The following is a 12,755-nucleotide window of genomic DNA, read 5'->3' as shown; positions in this document are numbered from 1 at the left end:
TTCAATGAACCGAGACGCGGTGGGGGGCAAGGCGCTCCCTGGTCAGGTCAGGTCTTTCGACGCCAGTAGGAGACGAACAGGGCGGCGGAGGACGGGCCGTCGGTCAAGCTGAAGTGGTGGACGACCGAGTCCAGCGGCAGGCTCGGCTCCGATCTGTTCAACTCCTGAACGCCCTCCATGACCACATTCATGTCGTCGCTGGACACATCGGGACGGGCCTTGCCGGCGACTTCACAAAGCGTCGCGGCGCAGGTCACGTTGAGAGTTTCGATGCTTTTCTCGAAGCCGGGAAGGGCGCGGTAGCGCTGCGTCAAGGTCTGTTCCATAGCGGAAGACCACGCTTGGTCGGTCGAGGGCGCGGTCGCCTCGGCGTGAAGCGCGGAGATGTCGGGCGAGGGCGGCATTCCCGCCAGGATTTTCGAGATGGGGTCGTCGCCGGTCGATGGCTGGGGCGAGGCGACCGGCGGCGTGGCGGTCTGATAGGCCAGCAAGCCGGCGGCCAGCAGGGCGGTGATGATCACGATCAGTCTCCATCGTCTGGTGAGGAACGCGCGGCCGGAGGGCGGCGCGTCGGGACGAGGAAGGCTTGCGGTTTGGCTCGGGGCGGCGGCCAGATCGATTAAATCGTCACGATTTTCTTGGGCGACCAGCAGCCGGGCGATCTCGCGACTGCTGGCGAGGCCGCTCTTGCGTCGGGCGGAGCGGAACCGCTCGTTAACCGCTGCGACCGAAAGGTCTTTCATGGTCGCAATGGACTTGGCGGTATGGCCTCGCCCCAGCAGAAGCAGCAGTTCCCGTTCCGTCGCGTTCAGGCGGGCGAGCGCTGGCAATGTTTCCGCCGGGACCATGGGCGACTACTTCCGCTTGCCCTTGCGCACACCCTTCAGCCCGCCTGAGGGCCTGCCGCCCTTTGCTGGCTTGGGACCGCCCGGCCGCCCCTTGCCGCGCATCGGCGGGCCGTCGCCGCCGCGTCCCCGGACGCCATAGCGCGGGGCCGGGGCGTTGGGATCGCGGGCCTCGGGCTCGCTGAGCATTTCGAACACCAGGCCGCCGGTGACCGGGGTGGCCTCCATCAGCTTGACCTCGACCTTGCGGCCCAGGGTGAACCGCTTGCCCGTGCGTTCGCCGACCAGGGCGTGGGCGCGGTCGTCGTGGGCGAAATATTCGCTGCCCAGGGTCGAGACCGGGACCAGGCCGTCGGCGCCGGTCTCGTCCAGGCGGATGAACAGGCCGAAGCGGGTGACGCCGGTGATCCGCCCGGTGAAGGTGGCCCCTACTCGGTCCTCCAGGAAGGCGGCGATATAGCGGTCCATGGCGTCGCGCTCGGCCGCCATGGACCGGCGCTCGGTCATGGTCACGCCCTCGGCGATGGCGGGCAGTTCGGCGATCTCGCGGTCGGTCAACCCGTCCTTGCCCAGCCCCAGCGCCCGGATCAGGCCGCGGTGGACGATCAGGTCGGAATAGCGCCGGATCGGCGAGGTGAAGTGGGCGTAGCGATCCAGGTTCAGGCCGAAGTGGCCGACATTGTCGGGCGAATAGATGGCCTGCATCTGGGTGCGCAGAACCACCTCATTGACCACATCGGCGTATTCGCCGTCGCGGGTCTCGTCCAGCAGCTTGTTGAACCGTTTGGTCGTGCCCGGCTCGCCCTTGTTCCACGGCTTGCCGATGGTCGACAGGAAGTCGGCCAGGTTGAAGATCTTTTCCTGGCTGGGGGCGTCGTGGACGCGGTAGATCAGGGGCGTCTTCTTCTGCTCCAGGGTCTCGGCGGCGCAGACGTTGGCCTGGATCATCATCTCTTCGATCAGCCGGTGCGCCTCCAGCGACGCGCGCTTCTCGATCGAGGCGATGCCGCCGTCTGGAGCCATTCGGATGCGGCGTTCAGCCGATTCGATCTGTAGCGGGCTGCGCTTCAGCCGGCCCTTCAGCATGGCGTGATAGGCGTTCCACAGCGGATAGAGGATGGCCTCCATGATCGGGCCGGTGGCGTCGTCTGGTTGCCCGTCGATGGCGGCCTGGGCTTGTTCGTATGACAGCTTGGCGTGCGACCGCATCAGGCCGCGCACGAACTTGTGGCCGGTCTTTCGGCCGTCCTTGTCGAACACCATCCGCACGGCCATGCAGGCGCGGTTCTCGCCTTCCTTCAGGCTGCACAGGCCGTTCGACAGCACCTCCGGCAGCATCGGCTCGACGCGGTCGGGGAAATAGGTCGAGTTGCCCTTGTCCCGCGCCTCGCGGTCCAGATGGGTGCCGGGCCGGACATAGGCGGCGACGTCGGCGATGGCGACCCAGACGATCCAGCCGTTGGGGTTCTTGGGATCCTCGTCACGCGCCGCATAGACGGCGTCGTCGTGGTCGCGCGCATCGGCGGGGTCGATGGTGATGAAGGGGACCTCGCGCAGGTCCTCGCGGCCCTTCAGCGTTGGCAGGGCCTGATCCTCGGCCTCACGCTCGACGGCCTCGGAGAAGCCGGTCGGGACGCCATGGGCGTAGATGGCGATCAGGGAGGCGGCGCGGGGGTCGTCCTCCTTGCCGATATGTTCCAGGATCTTGCCGCGCTTGGGACCGAACCGCTGCTCGCCCTTTTCGATGGCGGCCAGGACCAGGTCGCCGTCGCGCAGGTCGCCGGACTGGGCCTGGGGCACCAGCAGCACGTCCTTGGAGCGGCGGTCGACCGGCTCCACCCGGGTCTCGCGCGCCGACTTGCGGATCACGCCCAGGACACGGTTGGTCCCGACGTCCAGCTTCTTGATCAGCCGGGCCTCCCAGCCGTCGCCGCCGCGCTGGAACTTGACCAGAACCCGGTCGCCCAGGCCGGGCGCGGGACCGGGCTTGGACTTGTCGGGCATCAGGATGGCGCGCGGCGCGTCAGCGCTGGCCTCGACCAGGCGGACATATAGTTCGCCGTCGGCGTCGCGCTCGATCACATCGGCCACGCCGACGGGGGGCAGGGCGCCGGCCTCGGCGAAGCCCTTGCGCCCGCGCTTGCCCAGTTTTCCTTCTTCTTCAAGTTCGCGGATCATTTCGCGCAAGGCCCGGCGGTCGCCGCCCTTCAGGCCAAAGTGGCGCGCGATATCGGTCTTCTCGGCCGATCCGGCCTCGCGCAGGAAGGCGAGGAGAGTGTCTTTATCGGGCAGGCCGGCGGGCGGCCTCTTGGATGAATTGGTCATTATGTCTTTCGTAGCGCGGAACCGCGCCCTTGGGTAAATCTTGAGGTCAAATCTTGCGTGAGTTGACCGAGTGAATGCGGGGCTTCAGCTTCCGCCGTCCCCGAATGGAGTCTTCGATGTCCCTGCATGCCCCCGCCCTGAGCGCGACCGTGAAGTCGCCGCTGGATCTGATCGGCAAGACGCCGATGGTGGAGGTGACGAAGATCGACACCGGCAAGTGCCGGCTGCTGCTCAAGCTGGAGTCCCAGAACCCCGGCGGCTCGATCAAGGATCGGATCGCGGTCGAGATGCTGGATGCGGCCGAGAAGGAAGGCTGGCTGAAGGAAGGGGGCACCATCGTCGAGGCGACGGCGGGCAATACGGGCCTGGCCTTGACCCTGGTCGGCCGGGCGAGGGGTTATAAGGTGCTGCTGGTCATCCCGGACAAGATGTCGAAGGAAAAGATCCAGCATCTCAGGGCCATGGGCGCCGATGTTCGCCTGACCCGTTCGGACGTGCCGCACGGCCATCCGGAATATTACACCGACATGGCCGAGCGTTTGTCCCAGGCCATCCCCGGCGCCTATTACGTCAACCAGTTCGCCAACCATTCGAACGCCGACGCCCATGTGAAGACGACGGGGCCGGAGATCTGGGAGCAGACGGGCGGCGATATGGACGCCTTCGTCGCCGGCATCGGCTCGGGCGGCACCATCACCGGCGTCGCGCGCTATTTGAAGAGCGTCGGCTCCAAGGCTCAGATCATACTGGCGGATCCGGTCGGTTCGACCTTGGCCGGGATCGTCAACGAGGGCGTGCCGGGGCCGGACGGCAGCTATACCGTCGAGGGCATCGGCCAGAATTTCGTGCCCGATACGGCGGACATGAGCCTGATCGACAAGGCCTATTCGATCCCGGATGCGGAAGCCATCGCCACGGCGCGCGAACTGCTGCTGAAGGAAGGCATCTTGGCGGGATCGTCGTCTGGCACCTTGATCGCCTCGGCACTGCGCTGGTGCCGCGAGCAGACCGAGGCCAAGACCTGCGTCACCTTCGTCTGCGACACCGGGGCCAAGTATCTGTCCAAGGTCTACAACGACGCCTGGCTGGCGGATCAGGGGCTGGGCGAGCGCGAGCTGCACGGCGACCTGTCGGACCTGATCAACCGCAAATACGAGAAGGGCGACGTGGTGGTCGCCGGTCCGGGCGACACCCTGGACACCGCCTTCAAGCGGATGAAGGGCGCCGACGTGTCCCAGCTGCCGATCATCGAGGACGGCCGCCTGGTCGGCATTCTGGACGAGAGCGACCTGATCCACGTGATGAACACCGACGAGATCACCCGCAAGGAACGGTTCGCCAAGCCGGTGGCCTCGGCCATGACGCGCGATCTGGACACGCTTCAGGTCAAGGAGCCGCTGGACGCCCTGATCCCCGTCTTCGACCGTGACCGGGTGGCCATCGTGCTGGACGGCGAAACGTTCGTCGGCCTGATCACCCGCACCGACCTGATCAACCACCTCAGCCTGAATCGGTAAGCCCATGACTGATAAGAAGAACAGCCAAGGCTTTTCGACCCGCGCCATCCATGCCGGGCAGCATCCCGACCCGACGACGGGTGCGGTGATGACGCCGATCTACGCGACCTCGACCTACGCCCAGGAAAGCCCGGGCGTGAACAAGGGCTATGAGTATGCGCGGGGCAAGAACCCGACGCGCGAGGCGTTCGAGGCCTGTATCGCGGACCTGGAGGGCGGGACGCACGGGTTCGGCTTCGGATCGGGCATGGCGGCGACCTCGACGGCGCTGGAGCTGTTGGATGCGGGCGATCACATCGTGACGGGCGACGACCTGTACGGCGGCTCATGGCGGTTATTTGAGCGTGTGCGCCGGCGCACCATGGGGCTGGACTTCGCCTATGTGGACCTGAGCGACATCGCCGCGGTCGAGGCGGCCATCACGCCCAAGACGAAGATGCTGTGGGTCGAGACGCCGACCAACCCGCTGATGAAGCTGGCGGACATCGCGGCCCTGTCCAAGGTGGCCAAGGCGCGCGGCCTGCTGCTGATCGTGGACAACACCTTCGCCACCCCCTTCTGCCAGCAGCCGCTGAGCCTGGGGGCGGATGTGGTGATGCACTCGGCGACCAAATACCTGAACGGCCATTCGGACATCATCGGCGGGGTGCTGGTGACGGGCGACGCCGACCTGGCGACGCGGATCAAGTTTCTGCAGAACTCGGTCGGCGGGATCATGGGGCCGTTCGACGCCTTCCTGGCCAACCGGGGGCTCAAGACCCTGGCGTTGCGGATGAAGGCGCACTGCGAGAACGCTCTGACCGTCGCCCGGTGGCTGGAGACGCGGGCGGGGGTCGCCAAGGTCGTCTACCCCGGCCTGATCGCCCATCCGCAGCACGAACTGGCCGCGCGCCAGATGCACGGCGGCTACGGCGGCATGGTGACGGTGGTGTTGGAAGGCGACCTGGAGCGGACCAAACGGGTGCTGGAACGGGTGCAGGTCTTTACGCTGGCGGAGTCGCTGGGCGGGGTCGAGAGCTTGGTGAACCACCCGGCGATCATGACCCACGCCAGCGTGCCCAAGGACATCCGCGAGAAGGGCGGCGTCACCGACAGCCTGATCCGGCTGTCGGTCGGGGTCGAGAACGTCGAGGACCTGATCGCGGATCTGGATCAGGCCCTGGGCTGATCTCAGCTGGAGGGAAGGGCGGTCTGGTGGCCGGTGACGGGCGGCAGCTTCTTCTTGGGAGCGGCGCGCTTCACCGGCGCCTTGGCGGCCTTGGGCAGGGCGGCGCGGCGGGCGACTTCGGCGTCGATGACGGGCAGGATGTCGCTGGCGGCCATGACCTGGGTCGAGGCGCCGTGTTCGACCAGACGGGCGGCGTTGGCGCGCAGGGTCACCAGATCGGCGTCGGTCATCGAGGGGATCATGTCGGCGAGCGGGGTCATGCGGGCGTCCTGTACGGAATAGGCGTCAGGGCCGGCGCGCAAGGCGCCAGCCCTTCAGCTGATTGAAGGCGATCTCGACCACGACCGGATCACCCAGCCCGGAGACGCCCTGAGGCGTACCGAGCGTGGGCAGGACCGTTACGACGTGGCCGTTGTCCAGGCGGACCTTGCGGCCGCCCAGCGGCAGGAGCTTGGTCACCTCGCCGTCGAAGGCGATGGTGTTCCGAAGCGTGTCCTACTCAGCCGCCGTAAGGCGACCGGCGGATTCCTTGCCGGAGCGCGAGTCGCGCTCGATCTCGTACGAGATCTTCTGGCCTTCGTTCAGCGAACCAACGCTCGAGGTTTCGACGGCCGAGGCGTGGACGAAGACGTCCTTGCCGCCGTCATCGGGAGCGATAAAGCCGTAGCCTTTGGTGGGGTTGTACCATTTAACAGTGCCGGTAGCCATTTGGAGACCTCCGTCTGGCGTTGACCGCAGGGAGGGATCCCTGGTCGGCCTGTCGGGTCTGAATGGGATCGGCGTTTGGACCTCGGTGCGTGATGCAAAGGGAGCAGCGGCGTTACGCAGAGAGATATCGACAGACCCAATATGGGCCTTCAACACCGTTTCCGCAAGGCGCGGGCTCAGAAGGCGTAGGCGACCTTGGCGACCAAGGCGTCTTCGTACTGTTCGCCGACGGTGTGGGCGTTGGTGTCGTAGTAGCGCAGGTCCAAGTCAATCGCGTCCGTCAGGGCGTAGGTCACGCCGGCGTTCCAGCCGGTGTAGTCGGGGGCCTTGTCCTGCTCGCGGCGGCCCACGGCGACGGACCCCTCCAGCCGGTCGCTGAAGGCCCAGCCGGCCTGGGCCTCGACCCAGGTGAAGGCCTCGGTCGAGCCGGCGGCGTCGGGAGAATACTGGAGCTGGAGCCGCGCCGTGGCCGGACCGATAGCGCGGCTGATGTTGGTGGTGACCTCCCAGCCGTCCTCGTCATAGCCGGCCTCGGCGTCGAGGCGGTTCTTGTAGGCGAGGTTGAAATCAAAGTCGTAGCCGAAGGCCTCGGGCCGATAGCCGGCGACGAACTCCGCCTCGACATTGGAGCCGCCCGCCTGGATCGTCTCCAGGCCCGGACCGACGTAGAAGCGGCCGTCCGCGCTTTCCCACGTCGCCGCGCCGTAGACGTAGCCGTCATTGCCCGATTTCGACGCGGCCTTGGAACGGTTGTCCGTGCCGGCGCCGACCTCGAACGACCAGCCGCCGTCGGGCGCGGACTGGGCCATGGCAGGAGCGGCCAGGGCGGCTGAGGCGAGGGCGGCGAGGACGGTGGTGCGGATCATGGGGGCTCCAACGCGCGAGATGCGGTTTGGCGCCTTTAGCGTGCTCCGGTCTTGATGGCGAATTCATCCGTAGCCTGAGCGAACTCTTGTCGCAGGCGGGCGACCAGTTCGGCGGTGGGCAGAACGTCGTGAATGGCGCCCGCGCCCTGACCAGCGGACCAGACCGTCTTCCAGGCCTTGGCCTCGTCGCCCATGTCCAGCTTGTGCTCGGGCAGGTGTTTGGGGTCGATCCCGTTCTCGATCAGCGACTTGGACATGAAGTTGGCCGGGATGCCGGACACGGCCGGGGTGTGGACGATGTCGGTCGAGCCGCTGTCGATGATCATCTGCTTGTAGGCGTCGGCCGCCATGGCCTCGGTCGTGTTGATGAACCGGGTGCCCATATAGGCGAAGTCGGCGCCCAGCATCAGGGCCGCCGCCACGTCCTGACCGGTCGAAATCGCGCCGGACAGGATGATGGTCCCGTGGAAGAAGCTGCGGACCTCGTTGACCAGGGCGAAGGGGTTGATGATGCCGGCGTGGCCGCCGGCGCCGTTGGCGACCAGGATCAGGCCGTCGACGCCCGCCTCGGCCGCCTTACGCGCATGACGGATGTTGGCGATGTCGTGGAAGACCTGACCGCCGTAGCCGTGAACCGCATCCACCACGTCGCGCACGGCGCCCAGCGAGGTGATGATCAGCGGCACCTTCTCCTCGACCGATACCATCATGTCGGCCATCAGACGGGGATTGGTCGGATGGACGATGTGGTTGACGCCGAAGGCGGCCGCCTCGGGCTTCAGCCGGCCCTTGATCTCGTGAATCCAGTCGCGATAGCCCTCGGTCGTGCGCTGGTTCAGCGACGGGAAGGTGCCGATGATCCCGGCGTTGCAGGCCTCGACCACCAGATCCGGGCCGGAGACCAGGAACATGGGCGCCGAGATGATCGGCAGGATCAGGCCTTTTTGAAGCGAAGCGGGAATGGCCACGGGCGTCTCCTGGGTTTTGTTTCGCTACGCTTAGCGGGCTGTCGCGGGGGAAGGCAATCGGGGAGAATTCGGGCGACGGGATTTCAGACTCGCCGACGAAAAAACAGAGTCTGAATCGTATGAATCGTCTGAAATCGGCGGCGAAACTGGACGGTGAAAACACAGTCCAATGAGTCCAATAAGTCCAGTTTCGGCCCTTCCATCCGATGGAGGTGATTATAGCCGGGTTTCAAGGCGTGGTGGGCCGAGGGTCGTTTCGGGACATCAGGGCGTTGAATGGGTTAGGGAAAATCTGCGGAATTAGGGGCGCTGAACGCCAGAAGCCTCGTGCGCGGCAAGCCCCCTCCACCACCGCGCGAAGAGGCGCGGCGCTCCCCCTCCCCCCATGGGGAGGATTTCGGCGTCGTAGTCCTCCCCCGTTTTGGGGGAGGGGGACCGCGTCTTCGCAGTGGAGGGGGCCGGACGCGGATGGGGTCTGGAATGGGGCGGTTCGCGGGGAGGATTTTCTTACGCGCCGCAAACGCCTAAATGCGCGGCATGACCCACTACACCGACAACCTCAGCCAGCTCGGCGCCCAGACCGCCGCCCCGACCAGCCCCGAGACGGCCGTGCTGGAGCGGGTGCCGAACCCGCATGCGGACACGCTGTATCTGGCCCGGTTCACGGCGCCCGAGTTCACCAGCCTGTGCCCGGTGACGGGCCAGCCGGACTTCGCCCATATCGTCATCGACTATGCGCCGGGCGACTGGCTGGTCGAGTCCAAGAGCCTGAAACTGTACCTGACCAGTTTCCGCAATCACGGCGCCTTCCACGAGGACTGCACCGTCGCCATCGGCCGGCGCCTGGCGGACCTGCTGGCGCCGAAGTGGCTGAGGATCGGGGGGTACTGGTATCCGCGCGGCGGGATACCGATCGACGTCTTCTGGCAGACGGGCGTCGCGCCGGAGGGGCTGTGGCTGCCGGATCAGGGCGTGCCGACGTATCGCGGGCGGGGGTAGGGGCTCCATTTCCTGTCGTCATTGGGGTCCTCCGATCTGCGCCGCTACGCGGCTTGTTGGAGGATGACGAGAAGATGTCAGGCGGTGCGGGCCAGTGAGGTCGTCGCGCGGGGCCACGCGACCGGCGTCAGGGCCTCGACCGCCGGCTTGGCCAGCAGATAGCCCTGCATCAGGGTGACGCCCAGGTCGCGCAGGACGTCGTGTTCGGCCAGGGTCTCGACCCCTTCGCACACCGGCTCGACGCCTAGGTCGCGCAGCATGTTAAGGGTGTTGCGCACGACGGTGCGCTTGACCGGGTCGGTGTCGATGTCGCGGATCAGGGCCATGTCCAGCTTGACGATGTCGGGCTGGAACAGGGCCAGCAGGCCCAGGCCCGCATAGCCGGCGCCGAAGTCGTCGATGGCCGTCTTGAACCCCATGGCGCGATACGAGCGCAGGATGTTCAGGATGTGATCGGCATCCATCGCCTCGCTCTCGGTGAACTCGAAGATGATCCGGTTCACCGGGAAGCCGGTGCGCATCGCCGCCGCCAGGGTGGTGCGGATACAGGCGCGCGGCTCATAGACAGCATTGGGCAGGAAGTTGATCGACAGGTTCGCGCCCTCGGCGGTCATGTCGAGCGCGGCCGCCAGTTCGATGGCCGTGGTGCGGCAAATCTGGTCGAAGGCGTAGCGGTTGTCGGCTGAAATCTGGGCCAGCACCTGGCCGGCGCCGGCGCCGTCCTTGCCGCGCACCAGGGCCTCGTAGGCGAAGACGGTCTGGGTCGAGACATCGACGATCGGCTGAAACGCCATGGTGATCGGCAGGTCGAAACCCGTTCCGTCTTTGCAACCCACACAGGACATCGGCCGTAACGTCTCCAGTTAAGGCGCTGATGTTAGAGAGGAAAGATTAATATCCGCCACTGCTCCGCTTAAGGCAGTCTTGTGACCTTGGCGGCCATGTCCGGGCGGGGGCGTTCCAGGGCGGGCTCGGTCAGGGTTCCGATGTGGATGAAGCCGGCGACGGTTTCGCCCTCGGTCAGGCCGAACAGGGCCGTGGCTTGAGGGTCGTAGCTGTACCAGTCGGTGATCCAGCTGGAGGAATAGCCGAAAGCGCCGGCGGCGTGTTCCAGGTTCATGCAGACGGCGCCGGCCGACAGATGCTGCTCCCAGATCGGCTTGGCGTTCGGTACGGGGGTCGAGATGACCAGGATGGTGAGGGGGGCGGCGGTCAGCTTGGCCAGGACCGCCTGGTCCTTGGCCGGCTTGTCGCGGGTCTCGGCCAGGACGGCCAGTTGTTCGGCGATCCGGGCGCGGCTTAGCGGGCCCAGGACCACGAACCGCCAGGGGAAGAGCTTGCCGTGGTCGGGGGTGCGGGCGCCCAGGGTCAGGATCTGGTCCAGCTCGGCCTGGGTCGGGCCGGGAGCGGTCAGGGCCTGGGCCGGGGCGGAACGGCGCGTGGCCAGCCGGTCGCGCAAATCCTGCGAGGGGACCGGGGCGGGCAGGGGGGCGTTCAGGGGGATCAGGGGCAGTTCCGTCATGTGGTCTAGCTAGGCTTTCGTCCCCGCCTTCGCCATAGGTGAGCCATGAGCAATTCCGACGAACCGAAATGGGCTGCAGGTCTGGCGAAACCGCCGGCTTGGCGCAGCGACGGAACCGAGATTGTGTTCGACAGCCCGTGGCTGGCCCTGACCCGACATCCGGCGACGGCGCCGACGGGTCATGCGGCCGACTACGCCGTCGTGCGGTTCAAGAACGTCGGGACAGGCGTGTTGCCGGTGCATGACGACGGGACGGTGGTGCTGGTGGGCCAGCAGCGGTTCGCCTTGGGCAACTACTCTTGGGAAATGCCCGAAGGCGGGGCGCCCCTGGACGAGGATCCGTTCGATGGCGTGCGGCGAGAACTGGCCGAGGAGGCGGGGCTGGAGGCCGCGCACTGGGCGCAGGCCCTGACGGTCGAGATGTCCAACTCCGTCACCGACGAGATCGGCATGACCTGGATTGCCTGGGGCCTGAGCCCCGCGCCGATTGCGCCGGACCCGACGGAGATCATCGCCGTGGTCCGCGTGCCCTTCCTTGATCTGCTCGACGAGATCGGGCGCGGGACGGTGCGCGACAGCCTGACGGTGGCGACGGCCTACAAGGCCTATCATATGGCGCAGAATGGAGGCCTGCCTCCGGCGCTGGCGCAGGCCATGCTGGGGCGGGTATGATGTCGCCGAAGGAGTCCGGCATGGCCAAGCTTGAGATCGTCACCGAGACCGACAGCGTCTGGCGCCAGCTGCGCGCCTCCGCCGAGGCCGCCTCGCGCGAGGAGCCCCAGCTGGGCTCGCAGATGAACGCCGTCATCCTGTCGCATGACGATCTGGCGGGCGCCCTCAGTTTCCAGATCGCGCGCAAGCTGGCCGACGGGGAAATGAGCGCCATGTCGGTGCGCGAGGTCTGCCTGTCGGCCTTCGTCGCCGATCCGGCCATGGTCGCGGCGGCCGAGGCCGATCTGCAGGCCGTGGCCGAGCGCGATCCGGCGATCCGCAACCTGTTGCAGCCCTTCCTGTATTTCAAAGGCTTCCAGGCGCTTCAGGCTTGGCGCGTGGGCCATTGGCTGTGGGGGCAGGGGCGCGAGACCCTGGCCTTCCATTTCCAGAGCCGAATCTCCGAACTGTTCCAGCTGGACATCCATCCGGCGGCGCGGCTGGGCCAGGGGCTGTTCCTGGACCACGGCACCGGCATCGTCATCGGCGAGACGGCGGTGGTCGGCGACGACGTGTCGATGCTGCACAACGTCACCCTGGGCGGCACGGGGGCCGAACGCGGCGACCGTCACCCCAAGATCGGCAAAGGCGTCCTTCTGGGCGCCGGGGCCAAGGTGCTGGGCAATATCCACGTCGGCGACTACGCCAAGGTGGCCTCGGGTTCGGTGGTGCTGAAGGATGTGCCGTCCGGCTGCACCGTGGCCGGGGTGCCGGCGCGGCTGGTCAACTGCCCGACCGGGGCGGAACCTGCGCGGACGATGGACCACACGCTGGCTGACGTGGTGTACGACTTCGTGATCTGACGGGTTTCCCTCAACGCCCGACTTCTCTAGGGTCCGCCGCCAACCCAAGACCATGAGGCCCCCCGTGAAAGACACCGACCTGAAGCGCATCGAGGCCCACCTCAAGCGCACCTTCAACACCGGCGGCATCATCGTGAAGGCCCGTCCCAAGCAGAACGACTCGGCCGAGGTCTATGTCGGCGACGAGTTCATCGGCATCGTCTTCGAGGACGAGGACGAGGAAGGCTCGTTCATGTTCGAAATGGCGATCCTGGCCGAAGACCTGCCGGAATAGGCTGTCGTCCCATTCGTGATCGTCCGGCCCAGACCGGGCGATCACGCAC

The 12,755-nt window shown here is 66.7% G+C and carries 15 protein-coding genes; 6 read left to right on the top strand and 9 right to left on the bottom strand.

The annotated features are described in order from the left end of the window. Positions 1–47: 47 nt before the first annotated feature. Together GGR11_RS05365 and rnr are read right to left on the bottom strand one after the other, a co-directional pair. Positions 48–848, bottom strand: a complete 801-nt coding sequence (locus tag GGR11_RS05365) for a hypothetical protein (protein ID WP_183195719.1) — start codon at positions 846–848, stop codon at positions 48–50. A gap of 6 nt (positions 849–854) precedes the next feature. Further along, complete coding sequence (gene rnr / locus GGR11_RS05360; protein ID WP_183195718.1) at positions 855–3,170, bottom strand: ribonuclease R; 2,316 nt, start codon at positions 3,168–3,170, stop codon at positions 855–857. Between the two features lie 116 nt (positions 3,171–3,286). Here rnr and GGR11_RS05355 point away from each other — a divergent pair, with 116 nt between their 5' ends. Both GGR11_RS05355 and GGR11_RS05350 read left to right on the top strand, forming a co-directional pair. After that, positions 3,287–4,687, top strand: a complete 1,401-nt coding sequence (locus tag GGR11_RS05355) for a pyridoxal-phosphate dependent enzyme (RefSeq protein ID WP_183195717.1) — start codon at positions 3,287–3,289, stop codon at positions 4,685–4,687. A 4-nt stretch (positions 4,688–4,691) separates the two neighbouring features. Further along, a complete protein-coding gene (locus GGR11_RS05350; protein ID WP_183195716.1) occupies positions 4,692–5,855 on the top strand; it encodes a cystathionine gamma-synthase in 1,164 nt (387 codons plus the stop codon). A 2-nt stretch (positions 5,856–5,857) separates the two neighbouring features. On the opposite strand, the gene GGR11_RS05345 is transcribed toward GGR11_RS05350, so the two are convergent. The 5 genes from GGR11_RS05345 to GGR11_RS05325 all read right to left on the bottom strand — a co-directional run bounded on the left by GGR11_RS05345 (position 5,858) and on the right by GGR11_RS05325 (position 8,397). Then, positions 5,858–6,115 carry a hypothetical protein gene (locus tag GGR11_RS05345; RefSeq protein WP_008260096.1) on the bottom strand — a complete coding sequence of 86 codons (258 nt, stop codon included), beginning with the start codon at positions 6,113–6,115 and terminating at the stop codon, positions 5,858–5,860. Positions 6,116–6,140: 25 nt separating this feature from the next. Then, positions 6,141–6,314, bottom strand: coding sequence for a hypothetical protein (locus tag GGR11_RS05340; protein WP_008262128.1), 174 nt, complete (start codon positions 6,312–6,314; stop codon positions 6,141–6,143). A 36-nt stretch (positions 6,315–6,350) separates the two neighbouring features. Next, entirely contained in the window at positions 6,351–6,563 is a 213-nt protein-coding gene (locus tag GGR11_RS05335) for a cold-shock protein (protein ID WP_008260450.1), read from the bottom strand. 176 nt (positions 6,564–6,739) lie between these two features. Continuing rightward, positions 6,740–7,429, bottom strand: coding sequence for a TorF family putative porin (locus GGR11_RS05330; protein WP_183195715.1), 690 nt, complete (start codon positions 7,427–7,429; stop codon positions 6,740–6,742). 35 nt (positions 7,430–7,464) lie between these two features. Continuing rightward, the gene (locus tag GGR11_RS05325) at positions 7,465–8,397 is read right to left on the bottom strand and encodes an NAD(P)H-dependent flavin oxidoreductase (protein WP_183195714.1); all 933 of its coding nucleotides are present in this window, start codon (positions 8,395–8,397) and stop codon (positions 7,465–7,467) included. Positions 8,398–8,934: 537 nt separating this feature from the next. On the opposite strand from GGR11_RS05325, the gene queF reads away from it, so the two are divergent. After that, entirely contained in the window at positions 8,935–9,396 is a 462-nt protein-coding gene (gene queF, locus GGR11_RS05320) for a preQ(1) synthase (protein ID WP_040349994.1), read from the top strand. 77 nt (positions 9,397–9,473) lie between these two features. Here queF and GGR11_RS05315 read toward each other — a convergent pair whose 3' ends face one another. After that, on the bottom strand, positions 9,474–10,241 hold the full coding sequence (locus GGR11_RS05315) for an EAL domain-containing protein (RefSeq protein WP_183195713.1): 768 nt from the start codon (positions 10,239–10,241) through the stop codon (positions 9,474–9,476). Between the two features lie 68 nt (positions 10,242–10,309). Next, positions 10,310–10,918 (bottom strand): nitroreductase family protein, encoded by a 609-nt coding sequence (locus GGR11_RS05310; RefSeq protein ID WP_183195712.1) that lies wholly within the window; start codon positions 10,916–10,918, stop codon positions 10,310–10,312. 45 nt (positions 10,919–10,963) lie between these two features. Here GGR11_RS05310 and GGR11_RS05305 point away from each other — a divergent pair, with 45 nt between their 5' ends. From GGR11_RS05305 to GGR11_RS05295, 3 genes are all read left to right on the top strand, one after another. Then, on the top strand, positions 10,964–11,590 hold the full coding sequence (locus GGR11_RS05305) for an NUDIX domain-containing protein (protein ID WP_183195711.1): 627 nt from the start codon (positions 10,964–10,966) through the stop codon (positions 11,588–11,590). A gap of 20 nt (positions 11,591–11,610) precedes the next feature. Continuing rightward, positions 11,611–12,432: a serine O-acetyltransferase gene (gene cysE / locus GGR11_RS05300; RefSeq protein WP_183195710.1), complete on the top strand. Its 822-nt coding sequence runs from the start codon at positions 11,611–11,613 to the stop codon at positions 12,430–12,432. A 64-nt stretch (positions 12,433–12,496) separates the two neighbouring features. Continuing rightward, positions 12,497–12,706 carry a DUF3126 family protein gene (locus GGR11_RS05295; protein ID WP_008261149.1) on the top strand — a complete coding sequence of 70 codons (210 nt, stop codon included), beginning with the start codon at positions 12,497–12,499 and terminating at the stop codon, positions 12,704–12,706. The last annotated feature ends 49 nt before the right edge of the window (positions 12,707–12,755 follow it).

Source organism: Brevundimonas mediterranea, from assembly GCF_014196125.1.
Taxonomy (GTDB): Bacteria; Pseudomonadota; Alphaproteobacteria; order Caulobacterales; family Caulobacteraceae; genus Brevundimonas; species Brevundimonas mediterranea.
Note: the sequence above shows the minus strand (reverse complement) of the source record. Positions and strands in the feature narration are given on the sequence as shown.